Here is a 15018-nt window from a genome sequence, read left to right as displayed (position 1 = left end):
CGTCGTCTCCTAGAAGGCGCGGAAGGGGTTAGGCGGGTTCGGCGATCGGATGCGCGGCGCCGGTGAAGTTCGGCGCGCGACGGGTCAGCATCGCGGTCATTCCTTCGAGGAAATCCGCGGAGGTGAGCAGTTCGATCTGTCCGTCCTTCTCCCGCGCGAGCGCGGCGTCGAGTTCGGTCAGCGTCGCTGCGTTGATGGCGGCCTTCGTCAGCTCCAGTGCGCGGCGGGGCCCCACCGCGAGCTGAGCGGCGACGGCGTCGATCTGATCGTCGAGTTCGGCGGCGGGGACGCAGCGAGTGATCAAGCCCGCCGCGGCGGCGTCGGCGGCGGGCAGGCGGGCGCCGAGCAGCGCCATTTCCGCGGCCTTGGCGCGACCCATGGCGGCGGCGACGACCGCCGTCGCACCGCCGTCGGGCATCAGGCCGATGGAGGTGAACGGGAGCAGCAGGTAGGCGCTGTCGGCCGCGTAGATGAGGTCGGCGGCCAGCGCGATCGACGCGCCGACACCGGCGGCCGGCCCGTTGACCCGGGCGATCACCGGAAGCGGTGAGGCGATGATCGCGCGGATCATCGCGTTGGCGTTGTCCATGACGACTTCCGGCGAGGCTTCGTTGCCACCCGCGGCAGCGGCGGCCGCCAAGTCGGCGCCGGTGCAGAACGCTTTGCCCGCGCCGGTCAGCACGATCACCCGAACGGACGGCGTATCCGCGGCGGCGCTGATGAGGTCGCCCAGTTCGTTCATGGCGGCGAGGTCGATCGCGTTCAGCCGTGCTTGACGATCGATCGTCAAGCGCAGGACGCCGTTCTCCTCCTTGGCCAGGATGCTGTCGCTCATCGGGCCACCGTCTCGACGATCGCGTTGGACAGGCGCCCCGCGATGAGCGCCTCGGCCTCGCGCACGATCCGTGCCACCAGGTCCGCGCAGGTGGGAATGTCGTGGATCAAGCCCTGGCACTGGCCGACGCTCCAGATTCCGGCGTCGAGGTCGCCTTCCTCGTAGACCTTGCGGCCGCGAGCGCCCGCGACGAGTTCGCGGACGTCGTCGAAGGTGCCTCCACCGCGTTCGATCTCGACGACCTGGCGACTGACGGCGTTGTCGGCGACACGGGCCGTGTTGTTCAAGGTCCGGAAGATCAGCTTGGTGTCGAGCTCGGTGTTGGCGACGATCTGTTCCTTGACCACGTGCGCGATGGGCGACTCGACAGTACACAGGAACCTGGTGCCCATGTTGACGCCGTCCGCGCCGAGCGCCATCGCGGCGACCAGCCCGCGAGCATCGGCGATGCCGCCGGAGGCGATCATCGGGATCTCGATCTCGCGAGCGGCGGCGGGAATCAGGACCAGCCCGGGGGTGTCGTTCTCGCCGGGATGACCGGCGCATTCGAAGCCGTCGATGCTCACCCCGTCGACACCGACCTGCTGGGCCTTGAGCGCGTGCTTGACGCTGGTGCACTTGTGCAGCACCTTGATGCCCGCGTCCTTGAGGAAGGGCAGGTGGGTCGCGGGGTTGCCGCCGGCGATCTCGACGATCTGGACGCCGCCGTCGATGATGGCCTGGCGGTACTCCGCGTACGGCGGCGGCGTGATCGAAGGCAGGATCGTCAGGTTCACGCCGAACGGTTTGTCGGTGAGGTCCCTGGTCCGGGCGATTTCCTCGCGCAGTGCCTGCGGGGTCGGCTGGGTCAGCCCGGTGATGATGCCGAGACCACCCGCCTCCGAGACCGCGGCCGCGAGTTCGGCACGGCCGACCCACATCATCCCGCCCTGCACGATGGGGTGCTCGACACCGAAGGCCTCGGTGAATCGGGTGCGCAGCATGGAGCCTCTCTCCGCTCGAGAGTTCTGCGCCGGTGGCTGGAAACCCAGGGGCTCTTTGCATCCGGCGAGAATCATGATTAACTTATTGAGAATGGGTGTTAACTTAACCGAGCTGGAGCGTTCCTGTCAACGAACTCGGGCCGAGCACGGGAATTGCTGGGCCGACCCTGGTCGATCCGACGTTCCGGTCTGCGCCGCCGGGCCCACTCCGGATCCTTTCGAAAGAAGTCACCGATGACTGAATTTCCGGCCATAGAGGCTGCTGAACAGCAGTTTCTCGAGACCCGCCATCCTGTGGCCGGTGCGGTCGCGCGACGTCGGCGCAACGATGACGAGGCTGCCGATGCCGTCGCACGCGCTCGGGTGGTTGCACCGGGCTCGGCGGGCAGTCGCGCCGAGGGCAGGAAGGCCGCGCCGCGGCGACGGGCGAGACATCTCGCCGTCAACATCGACGAATTCCGCGCCGGGATCCACCGGTAGTAAATCCTCGATCCAACGAAGAGCAAGGGAGACAATCACTATGGGCGTCGAATTCAGCCCGGAACAGCAGGATTTCGCGGCCGCGGTCGCCGCGTTCGCCAAGCGGGAGGCGGGCACCAGGGAGAAGCGTGACGCGCTCACCGACCACGATGCCGAGCAGCACCACGCGGGTGTCTACGGCAAGATGGCCGAACTGGGCTGGCTCGGCCTGACCGTGCCGGAGGAGTACGGCGGCTCCGACGCCACGATGGTCGACATGTGCATCCTGCTCGAGGAGAGCCTGCGCGGCATGCTGCCGATCGGCGCGATCGGACCGACTCTCATCACCGGTGGCGCCTATGCCAAGTTCGGTACCGAGGCGCAGAAGGACACGGTGCTGCGCGGCATCGTTCGTGGTGCGTCGCAGTCGATTTCGATGTCGGAACCGGAGGCGGGCTCCGACGTCGGCAACATCACCGCCAAGGCGGAGAAGACCAACGACGGCTGGCTGATCAACGGTCAGAAGACCTGGTGCTCCAACGCGCACATCTCGGAGAACATCCTGCTGGTCGTGCGTACCGATCGCAGCGGCGGCAAGCACGAGGGACTCACCATGTTCCACGTGCCCGCCAACACGCCGGGGCTCAAGATCAGCCCGATCGAGCTGATGGGCAACCAGAAGGAAACCAACGACCTGTACTTCACCGACTGTCTGCTCCCCGAGGACGCGGTGGTCGGCGAGGTCGGCAACGGCTGGCGTCAGCTGATGACCGGGTTGAACTTCGAACGGCTCATCCTGGCCGCGATGAGCCTCGGCGCCGCCGAGCGCGCCTTCGAGGACACGCTCCAGTTCATCAGTGAGCGCAAGCAGTTCGGGCGGCCGATCGGTTCCTTCCAGGCGCTGCGGCACCGGGTGGCCGACCTCGCGACCGAGATCGAGTGCACCAAACTGCTGGTCTACAGTGTGGCCGCCGCCGTCGATGCCAACCCCACCAAGACCTTCGCGCGCGAAGCGTCGATGGCCAAGCTCAAGGCCACCGAGACGTCCAAGCAGGTCGCACTGGCCGGGATGCAGATGATGGGCGGCTACGGCTACGCCCGTGAGTTCGACATGGAAAAGCATGTCCGCGGTGCCCTGGTCTCCACGATCTTCGGTGGCACGAGCGAGATCCAGCGCGACATCATCGGCAAGACGTTCGGTCTCTGACACGAAAGGGGCGCCCGACCGGTCACGGTCGGACGCCCCCTTCGCTGGACGGGCGCGAGTCGCGCACTGCCTACCGAGGCACAGACGGTTCGAGCAGAATCGCTTCCAGCAAGCCGATCACGGTCTCCTGCGGACTGATTCCATGGTCGCCGAAGGTGCGTCCGAGGTCGACCACGAGGCTGAAGGCCGCGTGCACGAGAATTCGGGCCTCGCCGATGGACAATTCCGGTTTGGTCTCCACCACCAGCTTCGCCCATTCGGTGATGATCAACTGCTGCAGATGGCGCAGCGTCACCTGGTCCGGTTGGTCGACATGGCTGAACTCGGCGTAGTAGACGAAGGTCAGTGCGCGATCGGCGAACGAACCGGCGACATAGAGTTCGATCAGGGTGCCCAGCGCCTCGGCGGGAGTGTCCGCGGCGGCCACCGCGGGCGCGATCGCTCCCGAGACCCGGTCTGCGGCGCGCCGGAACGCGGCGACCAACAGGTCGCTCTTGCTCCGGTAGTAGCGATACACCGCCGATGCCGCCGACAGATCCGCGGCGGCGGCGATGTCCTCCATACTGACATTCGGATAGCCGCGCTCATGGAACAGGTCGACGGCCTTGCCCAGCAGCAGATCGTGCTTGAACGGCTGCGGCTGCTCGCCCTGGCCGGCGGTGCTCTTCGTGCTGTCGAGCCCGCGCAGATCAGCCTCGATCAATGCCCAGCTGGTCGAATGGAGCAGCCGGGTGAGAGCCTTCGCCGGAATGGTGGCATGGTGGTCGCCGATGCTGCTCACCACAGCGAAGATCGAGACCGCGCGAACCGCCCGGTCCCGACCGTCCAGCTCGGGTCGTACCTCGCCGATCAGCCTGCGTAGCGTGGCGATGGCCGTGGTGAATTGATCGGTGAGTTCCTGCAGATCCGACGGCTCGAGGTAGCGGCGCTCCCAGCGTGCCAGCGCCACGGTCGGCCGATTGGCGATGGTCAAGGCGATGATGGCGTCGAGCACGTGATCGACGCGCTGGCGTGGTGTCCAGTCGGCGGCTTCGGCGGGCAGCTCGACCGCGCCCAGCGCTATCCCGGACAAGCGCAGCAGTTCCTCCCGGAACAGCGCGTATTTGCTCGGGAAATGCCGATACAGCGCGGTCGAACTGATATCGAGGCGCCGCGCGATGTCGTCCATGCTGACGCCGTGGTAGCCGTGCGCGCCGAAGGCGGCGGCCGACTCCGCCGCGATCTGGGCACGACGATTCTTCGGCCTGCGCCTGACCTGGCGAGTCGGCGCGTCCGCGGGGGAGTCGTCTGTCTGCTTGCTCGTCGTCTTCGCCTTCGTTCTACGCGGGGACAGTGAGTTCCCGATGATCTTGCCTGTCATGCTATCGCCTCGGGGCGCGCGGTCGATCCGACGGATCGAGTCATGGGGTGGGTGGTGAGGTCAACGGGGAATTCACCTTCTCGACGAGCCAGCGGCCGTCGTCATTGCGGAGGTTGAACACCATCGACAGCTGGCTCGGCTTGGCCTTGTGGTCGGTGCCGAGGCTGGAGATGGTGGTACCGATCACCACGATCGCCTCGGCGGAGTTCTCGTCGCCGACGCGCAGCGCGCACTGCGTATCGGTGACCTTGGAGACGACCTCACCCTGGGTGAGCGCGTCGCGCAACTCGGTGCTGGTGGATTCGAACTGCTTCTTCCAGTCACCCGTCGCGCCCGCGAGGACAGCCTTGAAGTAGGTGTCGAGGTTCTTGCTGTCGTAGTCGGCCAAGGCGGGCGCGTAGTGGCACGCGGCCTCGCGGGCCTGCTTCTGGGCGTCGAGGAGATCGGTGCTGTTCTTGTTCTCCACGAACAGGAACACCGAGGTCGCCACCGAGGCGCCGAGGACGATCGCGGCGGCGCCGCGCAGGCCGAGGGTCTTGCGGTCCATCGCCCACCACGTGGCTTTGGTCGCCGTCGTCGAAACGGCCGTGTCCGCCTGCCCTTCCGATGGTGCGGTGCTGGTGGATGTTTCGTCGTTGGTCATCGTTTTTCGTTCTCCTTATCTGGGTGCGGGCACCGAGGGCTGGGACAGTTCGTCACCGGTGACACCGGGCGGCGGTCCCGCTCCGTTGTCGGGGCCGGCGGGTCGTGGTGCGTTCGCCGACCCACGGATCTGCAGCGCGGGGTTGTCGGTGACGCAGTAGTTGTAGAGGCGCACCCTGGTATCGGTGGTGGCCTTGGTGGGCAGGATCGGGACAGTGTCGTAGTCGCAGGTCGGTCGCGGCCACGGGTCCACCAGCGTGAAGAAGGCGTTGTCGTGGGCCGGGATGCCGACCGCCTCGGCGAAGCGGCTCAACGTCGGGAACAACAGCTCGATCGCGGGCTGACGCAATTTCGCGGCCCGGGTGATCGCGACGAAGTTCGTCACCAGGTCCGTGATCGGGTTGTGGGTATCGGAGATGAAACCCCCGAGCGTGGCCAGCTGTCCCGGGCCCTCCTGGAGCAGATGCCGCAGTTCGGCATCGGCCGCGGAGAACTGCTGGAAGAGGGCACTACCCGAGTTGGTGAGAGTGCCGAGGTCGGGTTGCGCGTGCGAGGTGGTCTCGGCGATGACCTCGAGATTGCGCAGCAGGTGCTCGGTCTGTGGCAGCAGATCGTTGAGACCCGCCATCGCGCGACTGATCCCGGAGATCATGTTGCGCAGGCCGTCCGGTCCGCCCGCGAGCGCTTTGTCGAGTTCGTTGACGATGACATTGAGCCGATCGGGATTCAATCCGCTGACCAGGCCCGACATATTCGCCAGCACCGACTGCACCTGCACCGGAACGGCGGTGTCCGCGCGGGCGACGACAGAGCCGTCGCGCAGATACGGTCCGCTGTCGGTGACGGGGCGGAAGTCCAGGTACTGCTCGCCGGCAGCCGACAAGCGGGCGACGGCGACGGTGCCGCCGACCGGAATCCGGGTGCCCTCCTCGATCTCGGCCACGGCCGCGACCCCGTCTCCGGCGACCCGCACATCATCGACCCGCCCGACCCGAACGCCACGGAAGGTCACGTCGCCGCCCTTGGCGAGTCCACCCGAGAGGGCCAGCTCGACGGTGACGACGTAGTTCTTGCTCGTCGGGTCGATCCGCAGGACCGCGCCGCCCAGATACAGGCTGCCCAACAGCAGGACGACGACCAGGCCGGCATTGGCGACCGCGATGCGACGGCGAACCAGCCACTCCCACAACGGTGAATTCATCGGGGCCCCTCTTGGGTCGGCGGCTTCGGTGTGCTGTTGAGACGCCCGGTCACCTTGGCGATCACGTCGGTGATGCTGCCGATGAACGCGGGCACGTCGGTACCGTCGGGCCAGCGGCTGCCGGCCGGATCGGTGATCGCACCGACATCGAGGTAGGACAGGATCGCTCCGACGGCCAGGGTCGGTCCCTGCATGGTGTTCATGACCGGGGGGTAGATGGTGTGCAGGCCATCGAGCGTGCCGGTGAGGTCATCGCCCATCTGGGCGAAGCCCGACATCAGATTCTGGATGCTCTGGAACAGGCTGACGAACTGCGGCCCGTTGGTCGCGCTGAAGTCGCCGAGGGCGTCCATGGTCACCGCGACCTTGTTGATCAGGTCGACGATGGCCTGGTTGTTCTCGGCGAACAGCCCGATCAGTTGCGGGAAGCTGTCGGCCGCGGCGCCGAGTTCGGCTTTGCGCCGGGCCAATTCGCCGGTCAGCACCGACAAGCCGGACAGCGTCGCGTCGAGGTCGCCGGTGCGGGCGTTGAGCGCGGCGATGACCGAGGTCATCTCCCCGACCAGGTGCTGCAGTTGGGGTGCCTTGCCCGCGAAGATGGAATTGAGCTCGGAGGTGACCTTGGCCGCCTGATTGAGTCCGCCGCCGTTGATCAGCATCGACACCGACATCATCAGCTGCTCGACCGAGGCGGCGGATGCGGTGAGTTCGGTGCCGATGGTCGCGCCCTCGCGCAGCGGCGGTCCGGCCTCCGCGGCGCTGGGCAGGGTCATCGCCACGAAGATGTCACCGAGCGGAGTCGCCTGGCGCAGCTCCACGGTGGTGCCCTGCGGCAACTGGATATCGGTGCGGATCAGCATCTCGACATCGGCGAGGAACGCCGTCGTCGAAATCCCGGTGACGATCCCGATATCGGTGCCGCCGATCTTGACGTGGGCGCGATCGGGCAGGTTGAGCGCGTCCCGGAAGGTGGCGTGCAGGGTATAGCCGGGCCCACCGATGCCCGGTTCGGGCAGCGGCAGCTGGGCCACCGTCATCGAGCAGCCGCTGCTCGATGCGGCCACGGCGGCGGCACAGAAGGCCGCGGCCAACGTGGTGCGCAAAGTCATTTCGTCAGTCCCAACAGCGCGGCGGTCAGCCCGAAGTCCGGGCCCATATCGGAAATTTTGCCGGTGCGGCAGCCGTCCAGACGCATCTGCACACGCTCACAGAACGTCGAGACCACCTCGCTGTCGAGCACGATCTTGTCGAGCAGACCGTGCAGGCGCAGCGCCTGGTGCTCCCGGCTGATCGCGTTGTCGAAGTTCTGGAACATCAGCGGCCCGACATCGATGATCTCGGTGAGATTGCGGGCATTGGCCCGCATCTGGGCGGCGATCCCGACGAACTTGGTGAGCGCGCCCGCGAGCTGGTCCTGATTCTGGCCGACCACCGAGGAGGTATTGGTGATGAAGTCGTCGAGCTGGGCGAGCACCGCCTGCAGACCGGGGGACTGCTGCCCGAACAGCGCGACCAACTCGGTGATGCGACCGCTGAAATCGCGGACGGTCTGATCGTTGTCGGCGATGATCTGGGTGATCTCACCGAGTTCGATGATGGTGTTGGCGATCTGATCCTTGTTGGCGAAGGTGAGCTCGAAGGCCGCTGACAGTTGGTCGAGCGTCTCCTTCAATCGGTCGCCGTTGCCGTCGAGCAGCGGGAAGAGCACCCGGCTCGCCATGGGGCCGGTCTGGCTGTCGCCCTTGAGCGCCTCGCCCAGCTGATCGAAGTTGGACAGGATCCGGTCCAGCTCGACCGGTGTCCTGGTGCGCGCCAGCGGAAGATGCGCGCCATCGGCGAGCTCGGGCCCTGAGCCGGTATAGGCCGGGGCGAGCTCGACGTGGCGGTTGGTGATCAGCTGCGGCGACACCAGCGCCGCCATCGCTTCGGCGGGAATGCGCACGTCGCGGTCGACCGACATCACCACCTCGACGTAGCTGCCGCGCGGTGTCACCGAATCGACGACACCGACCGGCACACCGAGCACCGAGACCTCGTTGCCCGCGTACAGCCCGGCCACGTTCTCGAAGTCGGCGCTGATGCGCTTCTGCTCGCCCAGCACCTGGTTACCGAATCCGGTCAGGCTGTCGGGCAGCAGCGAGCAGCCCGAGGCGAGCGTTGCGGCCAGGCAGACGGCCGCGAGCTTGCTCGTGCGTGTCGTCCTCATCAGTTGCACCCCTGAATGGCCTGCGCGAAGCACAGCCAGTTGTCCGGAAGAATCCACGGTGCCCAGATCTCGCCGTAGGGACCGTTGCCGAGCAGATTGTTGAACTGGCGCAACGTGACCGGGGCGAACTCGTAGATCCGGTCCAGGTTCTCCTTGTTCTTGGTCAGGCCGTCCGACATCGTGTTGAGGTTCGCGATCAGCGGTCCGAGCTCACCGTTGTTCTCGATGCCCATGTCCTGCAGCAGCCGCGACATGTCGGCGACGTTGTTCAGCAGTTGGGTGAGCAGGGTCTGGCGCTTCTGCACCGCCGCCCCGATCGCTTCACCCCTGGTGAGCAGCACCAACACGCTGTTGCGGTTGTCCGAGACCAGTTGCGAGACCTGATCCATGCTCTTGAGCAGGGTGTCGACCTCGTCGCGCCTGCTGTTGATCACCTGGGCGAGCGAGCCGATGCTGTCGAGAGCCTGCACCGCCATGGCGGGTGAATCACCCAGCTGGGCACTGAACACATCGAGCGCGGTGCGCAGTTTCGCCGGGTCGATCCGTTCGATCCGTTCGAACGAGGAGGTGTACTGCGGGTCCTGGATGACCTTGCTCAGGTTGTACGGCACCTCGGTGTTCTCGAGCCGGATCCGGTTGTCGGGCAGCTCTTTTCCGTCACCGGGCTTCAGCACGATGTGCAGCCTGCCGAGGATGGTCGACATCTTGATCGCCGCGTGGGCGGTGGCGCCGAGCCGGATGTCCTTGCGGACCCGCAGCGCCACCTCCACCCGGTCGTTGACCAGCTTCACCGACTGGACCTCACCGACCTCGATGCCGGAGACATCGACTGTCGCGCCCGCCCGAAGGCCGGCGGCCTGAGCGAATTCGGCGGTCACGGTCTTGTCGCCGAGCTGGACCTGGTTGATCAGGCTCGAACCGCCGAGCAGTACCAGCACCGAGAAGGCCGCGATCAGGCCGAGTCGCAGGTTCCGGTTGTGCCGCAGAAATGTTGGAACGCGTGGTTTGCTCATCGGCACACTTCCGATTGTGAGGTGCCGCCGACCTGCGAGAACAAGCCCTCGGGCAGGAGAACGCCCCACAGGGAGACGTCGAGGCGGCAGATGTAGGCATTGCCATAGGTGCCGTATTGGGTGAACCGGGCGACGCCGTTGAGGAAATCCGGGAATTCGACCGCGGCGCGATCGAGGGCCGCGCCGTTGTAGAGCAACATCATCACGCCGGTGGTGGCGTTGCGTTGCGCGTCGGCCAACCCGGGCTTGACCTGCTCGATGAGCGAGACGAGCCCGTTCGTCGCGCCCGCCACCCGTTCGACCGAACTCTTCAGCGATTCGCCCTGGGTGTAGAGCCCGTCCATCAGACTTCGAGTCTGGGTGATCAGGGTTTCGAGCTCGTCGCTGCGGTTGGCCAGACCGGCCATCACCGAGCTGAGATTGCTCAGCACATCGCCGATGATCTGATCACGTTCACCGAAGGTGCTCGCCAGCTGAGCGGCCTGGGTGATCAGCGCGGCCAGCGACACCTCGTTGCCCTGCAGTGCCTGGATGAGGGTTTCCGACAGCGAGTTGATCTGGTCGGGTTGCAGGACACTGAACAGCGGCTCGAATCCCGACAACAGCGCCGAGACATCGAACGACGGCTCGGTCCGATCGAGCGGGATCTGCGAGCCCGCGGGGACAGTGGTGCCCACGCCGGCACCCGGCGCCAGCGCCAGGTAGCGCTGACCGATCAGGTTCTGGTAGCGAACCAGGGCTTTGGTGGTGTCGGTGAGGTGCTGGCGCGACTCGATCTGGAAGTCGACCTTGGCGATGTAGTTGTCCGTGAAATCGATCTTGTCGACGCGGCCGACGCGCACGCCCGCCATCCGGACGTCATCGCCGATGCGCAATCCGAGAACATCGGTGAACACGGCCGAATAGCTCGTGGTGTTGCCGGGGACACTGCGTTGCAGGGTCGACCAGATCGTGTAGGTGAGCAAGGTCGCCAGGACGGCGAAGAAGCTGAACCCGATCAGTGCTTTGCTGGATTTCACTGTTGGACACCACCTTCGGTGTCGGGGACGATGGCGATGTTGCCCAGGATCGACCCGAGCAGCAGCAGCTGGCTGAACGTCGGTTTACCGCCGACCAGTGCCGATACCGCGGAGACGCCCTTGAGCTGTGGCCGTGCCGCCGGGGTCGCGGCAGGTGCGGGGTCGACCGACGAGGCGGGTGCCGTGATTCCCGGAATGGCGGGCAGGCCGGGGATGACGGGCAGGCCGGGGATCGTCGGCAACGTGGGAACAGCCGGCACGGTGACGCTCGGCAGTACGGGCAGGCCGGGAACCGCCAGGACCGGCGCCGGTCCGGCGGACTCGAGCCGCTTCGGCAGCATCTGCGCCGGATACTCCTGCGGCGGAGCGACTTCGGGCACGGTAGGTCCGCCGCAGCGGGGTCCGGCCATATCGCCGTAATGCGGGCAGTCCTTGGCGGTGTACTGCTGGAACGGCGTGAACGACACGTCCATGCGCCAGGTCATCTGCTTGCTCGGGCCGAAGTTGAACGTCTGCTGCAGCCTGCGCAGCGAGTTGTTGAGGTTGGCCGCCGTCGCCTGCAGCATGCTGGGATCCTTGGCGATGCCACCGAGCAGCTGATCCAGGCCGGAAACCAATTCCTTACCCGAATCGGGGTTCGCGGCGAACAAGGCATTGACCGAGTCGATGGTGGAGTTGCCCTGGGTGAGCAGCTCCACCAGTTGGGTGCGGTGCTCGTTGAGCGTGCGCGCGGAGGTCACCGAATCGGCCAGCACCCCGACCAGTTCCGGTGCCGACTGGCTCAATGCTGTCGCCGCCTGACCGAAGTTGCCCAGCAGATGACCGATCTCGGGGATCTGGTGGATGGTGGTCAGCCAGGTGTCGAGACGCTCCACCGTGGAACCCGGGACGCGGCTGCTCGGATCGAGCGCCGCGGACAGGGTGGCCAGCACTCGGCCGAGCTTCTCGGGCTGGATGGTGTCGAGCACATCGCGCAGGGTGTTGAGCGTGGTCTGCAGCTGGATCGTGGCCTCGCTGGTGTCCTCGCGGATGGTCGCGCCCTCGCGCAGCCCGTTGGCGGTCCCGCCGTTGTCGACGAGCTGGAGCGAGGAGACGCCGAAGATGTTGTCGGGGATGACGCGCACGGTGACCGTGTCGGGAATCGTCTGCGCCATGCCCGGCTTCAGTTCCAGGGTGGCGTGCTGGCGTTCGCCCTTGGCGACCATCTCGACCGAGCCGACCGAGCCGACGAGCATGCCGCGGTACTTCACGTCGGCGCGCTGGGGTAGCCCGTCGCCGGTGCTGGTGAGGTCGGCCCCGACCACCACCTTGTCCTCGAACTCGCCGTTGTAGCGCAGTGCGAGCAGAAACAGAGCGACCGCGAACGCGGTGATCACCGCCAGGCCCGCGAGCGTGAGCTGCAGGGGTTTGGGGCCGCGGCCGCTGAGATCGAGAATCATTCGATCGACCTATCCCGAGATCCGGAATCCGGGGTCGATGCCCCAGATCGCAAGCGTGAGAAACAGATTGGTGAAGACCATGACGACGATGACCATCTTGATGGCCTTGCCCGCCGCGACGCCGACGCCTTCGGGTCCGCCGGAGGCGACGAAGCCGTAGTAGCACTGGATGAACGCCGCGATGAGGACGAACACCACCACTTTGAAGATCGAGAAGAACACGTCCCCGCCGATCAGGAACTGGAAGAAGTAGTGGTCATAGGTGCCCGCGGTCGTACCACCGAGGAACAGCACCGACAGCTTGGTCGCGATATAGGCGACCGCGAGGCCGAGCGTGTACAGGGGAATGATGGTGATCGTGGCCGCGATCATCCGGGTGGTCACCAGGTAGGGCAGCGGCCGGATCGCGATGGATTCCAGCGCGTCGATCTCCTCGGAGATCCGCATCGAGCCGAGTTGCGCGGTGAATCGGCAACCGGACTGGATGGCGAAGGCGAGCGTGCCCAGAATCGGCGCGATCTCACGGGTGGTGGCGAAGCCGGAGATGGCACCGGTCAGCGGCCCCATCGTGAGTAGGTTCAACGCGGTGTAGGACTCGACACCCACGGTGATGCCGCCGAACGCGCACAGTGCGATGACCACACCCACTGTGCCGCCGCCGACGATGAGCGAGCCGTTGCCCCAGCCGACATCGGCGACCAGCCGCGCGACTTCCTTGCGGTAGTGGCGCAGCGTGAACGGGATGGCGAGCAGGGCCTGGAAGAACACGATGGCCTGGTGGCCCAGGCGCTGATTGGCCTGGACGGGGATCTTGGCGGTTGCGCTGATCGCGCGGACCGGACGCAGGGCCGGGGGGATGTACTCGGCGGCCATCTCACACGACCTTCGCGGGGAAGAAGATGTTGTACAGCTGGGTGACGATGATGTTGGTGGCGAACAGCATCAGGATCGAGGTGACCACCGCCGAGTTCACCGAGTTCGCGACACCGCCCGGACCGCCTTTGGTGTGCAGGCCGATGTCGCAGGCGATGATCGCGGTGAGCGCACCGAAAATCGCGGCCTTGAACAGCGCGGCCAGCAGGTCGTTCGCGACCGCGAACGAGGCGAACGAGCTGATGAACGATCCCGGCGTGCCCTGCTGGGCGTAGACGTTGAACATGTAGGCCGTGGCGAAGCCGACGAATACGATGAACCCACACAACAGCACGCTCACCAGTACGGCGGCGACCAGTCGCGGGGCGACCAGCCTGCGCACCGGGTCGACGCCCATCACCTTCATCGCGTCGATCTCCTCCCTGATCGTGCGCGAGCCCAGATCGGCGCATATGGCCGAGCCGACCGCGCCCGCGATCATCAGCGAGGTGACCAGTGGCGCGCCCTGACGGATGATGCCGAGCCCGGCGACCGCGCCGATGAAGGTGGTGGCACCGACCTGGTTGACCAGCGCGCCGACCTGGATCGAGACGACCACCGCGACCGGGATCGCGACGAACACGGTCGGCAACGCCGAGACGTTGGCCATGAACGCGCACTGTTTGATGAACTCCTGGAACGGAAAGCGCCGTTGCACGAGTGACAGGAACAACTGCGCGATCGTGGCCCTACCGAGCAGGACCTGCCTGCCGAGGGTCTCGATCGACTGCTGGGGATGCCGTCGCCAGAGCCCGGTGGCGCTGTCGATGAGCCGTCCGAGCTCGGACGGTTCGGTGGCCGGTTGCGGCGTCACGCTGCACCGATCCTTTCTTGCTGCGGGGAAATGTGTTCTCGGCTGCTCAGAGCGAGCTCAGCCAGTGTTCGAGCAGGACGACGAGTGCGCCGACAACAGCCAGGCCCAGCGCGATAACGCAGAGCAGCGCGATCCAGATGCCCACTCGGAGAACAGGATTGACCTGTGTCCGCCCGCCGAGGATCTTGACGATGATCACGACGATGTCGATGACCCATACCAGCGCCATCATCAGGTCATCGTCACATTCGCGAAGATGAGTACGGGCCAGCACACGATCGATCCGAGGAACGAGATGATCAGGTCGGCTCCGTGGAGATCACGCAGGTGACCGGTGTGGGTGAAACTCCAGATGACCCCCACCAGTCCGTAGGGGATGCCGATGATGATGAGTGTGCCGAGGAATTCGGACACCTTCATCTCATAGCTGAGAAACCTGTCCAGCCGTCGCAACATGGTGGTTCCGGTGTCCTTCCTCGGGACCTAGGACGACGTCGGGCCTGCCGGTCGCCGTCGTTGGCGGTGCGATGTTGTTGTCGAGCGTTCTTCGGGGTGGACTCGAAGTACGCTCGCCTTCTCTCGAATCGGGCGGGAAGCTCCGGCCGTTCGGGAGGTCGACCATCGAAGATCAAGTTACTACCCATTCTCGTCGTTGTGACGAGAATTACCGGTAACATATCTCATAGATTCGGGATTGCCTATAGGGCCCCCGATTCGGTGCCGTCGCAGGTCGCGCCCGCGGCGCCCTTCTCGACGGTCGTCCGCATTCGGGGCGGGCGAGCGGTCGGAGCGAAGGGTCATCGCATCGGCGCCGGACGCCGTTGAGGGGTGCGTTCCGGTGCCGATGCGGCTTCGCTGCATCACGCCCCCAACTCGTGATGCAGCGGAATGGATAGTAACATATACCGGGCCAATTGCCAGAGTGGTG

16 protein-coding genes are annotated in these 15018 nt (G+C 66.0%); 1 reads left to right on the top strand and 15 read right to left on the bottom strand.

The features are described 5' to 3' along the window. Window positions 1-28 precede the first annotated feature (28 nt). From NA12_RS05440 to NA12_RS05430, 3 genes are all read right to left on the bottom strand, one after another. Window positions 29-835, bottom strand: coding sequence for an enoyl-CoA hydratase-related protein (locus NA12_RS05440; protein WP_067446675.1), 807 nt, complete (start codon window positions 833-835; stop codon window positions 29-31). Continuing rightward, complete coding sequence (locus NA12_RS05435; protein WP_174551047.1) at window positions 832-1818, bottom strand: NAD(P)H-dependent flavin oxidoreductase; 987 nt, start codon at window positions 1816-1818, stop codon at window positions 832-834. The genes NA12_RS05440 and NA12_RS05435 overlap by 4 nt, the downstream gene beginning before the upstream one ends. 228 nt (window positions 1819-2046) lie before the next feature. Beyond that, window positions 2047-2292, bottom strand: coding sequence for a hypothetical protein (locus NA12_RS05430; protein WP_067446673.1), 246 nt, complete (start codon window positions 2290-2292; stop codon window positions 2047-2049). Between the two features lie 46 nt (window positions 2293-2338). Here NA12_RS05430 and NA12_RS05425 point away from each other — a divergent pair, with 46 nt between their 5' ends. Further along, window positions 2339-3484: an acyl-CoA dehydrogenase family protein gene (locus NA12_RS05425; protein WP_067446671.1), complete on the top strand. Its 1146-nt coding sequence runs from the start codon at window positions 2339-2341 to the stop codon at window positions 3482-3484. Window positions 3485-3554: 70 nt separating this feature from the next. On the opposite strand, the gene NA12_RS05420 is transcribed toward NA12_RS05425, so the two are convergent. From NA12_RS05420 to NA12_RS05365, 12 genes are read right to left on the bottom strand one after another with little or no spacing between them, the layout of a single operon-like run. After that, window positions 3555-4844 carry a TetR/AcrR family transcriptional regulator gene (locus tag NA12_RS05420; protein WP_067446669.1) on the bottom strand — a complete coding sequence of 430 codons (1290 nt, stop codon included), beginning with the start codon at window positions 4842-4844 and terminating at the stop codon, window positions 3555-3557. A gap of 40 nt (window positions 4845-4884) precedes the next feature. Next, a complete protein-coding gene (locus tag NA12_RS05415; protein ID WP_174551046.1) occupies window positions 4885-5487 on the bottom strand; it encodes a hypothetical protein in 603 nt (200 codons plus the stop codon). A gap of 15 nt (window positions 5488-5502) precedes the next feature. Continuing rightward, window positions 5503-6687 (bottom strand): MCE family protein, encoded by a 1185-nt coding sequence (locus NA12_RS05410; protein WP_067446667.1) that lies wholly within the window; start codon window positions 6685-6687, stop codon window positions 5503-5505. Continuing rightward, entirely contained in the window at window positions 6684-7796 is a 1113-nt protein-coding gene (locus NA12_RS05405) for an MCE family protein (RefSeq protein WP_067446665.1), read from the bottom strand. Before NA12_RS05405 ends, NA12_RS05410 begins: the two co-directional genes overlap by 4 nt. After that, a complete protein-coding gene (locus NA12_RS05400) occupies window positions 7793-8893 on the bottom strand; it encodes an MCE family protein (RefSeq protein WP_067447526.1) in 1101 nt (366 codons plus the stop codon). Before NA12_RS05400 ends, NA12_RS05405 begins: the two co-directional genes overlap by 4 nt. After that, complete coding sequence (locus NA12_RS05395) at window positions 8893-9906, bottom strand: MlaD family protein (protein WP_067447528.1); 1014 nt, start codon at window positions 9904-9906, stop codon at window positions 8893-8895. Before NA12_RS05395 ends, NA12_RS05400 begins: the two co-directional genes overlap by 1 nt. Then, entirely contained in the window at window positions 9903-10925 is a 1023-nt protein-coding gene (locus NA12_RS05390; RefSeq protein WP_067446663.1) for an MCE family protein, read from the bottom strand. The genes NA12_RS05395 and NA12_RS05390 overlap by 4 nt, the downstream gene beginning before the upstream one ends. Continuing rightward, window positions 10922-12364: an MCE family protein gene (locus tag NA12_RS05385; protein ID WP_067446661.1), complete on the bottom strand. Its 1443-nt coding sequence runs from the start codon at window positions 12362-12364 to the stop codon at window positions 10922-10924. Before NA12_RS05385 ends, NA12_RS05390 begins: the two co-directional genes overlap by 4 nt. 9 nt (window positions 12365-12373) lie before the next feature. After that, window positions 12374-13237 (bottom strand): ABC transporter permease, encoded by an 864-nt coding sequence (locus NA12_RS05380; RefSeq protein WP_067446659.1) that lies wholly within the window; start codon window positions 13235-13237, stop codon window positions 12374-12376. Window position 13238: 1 nt separating this feature from the next. Next, complete coding sequence (locus NA12_RS05375) at window positions 13239-14090, bottom strand: MlaE family ABC transporter permease (RefSeq protein ID WP_067446657.1); 852 nt, start codon at window positions 14088-14090, stop codon at window positions 13239-13241. 46 nt (window positions 14091-14136) lie between these two features. Further along, the gene (locus NA12_RS05370) at window positions 14137-14322 is read right to left on the bottom strand and encodes a hypothetical protein (RefSeq protein ID WP_067446655.1); all 186 of its coding nucleotides are present in this window, start codon (window positions 14320-14322) and stop codon (window positions 14137-14139) included. Next, window positions 14322-14546: a hypothetical protein gene (locus tag NA12_RS05365; RefSeq protein ID WP_067446653.1), complete on the bottom strand. Its 225-nt coding sequence runs from the start codon at window positions 14544-14546 to the stop codon at window positions 14322-14324. Before NA12_RS05365 ends, NA12_RS05370 begins: the two co-directional genes overlap by 1 nt. Window positions 14547-15018 lie beyond the last annotated feature (472 nt).

This window comes from Nocardia alba NBRC 108234, from assembly GCF_001612665.1.
Lineage (GTDB): Bacteria > Actinomycetota > Actinomycetes > Mycobacteriales > Mycobacteriaceae > Nocardia > Nocardia alba.
Note: the sequence above shows the minus strand (reverse complement) of the source record. Positions and strands in the feature narration are given on the sequence as shown.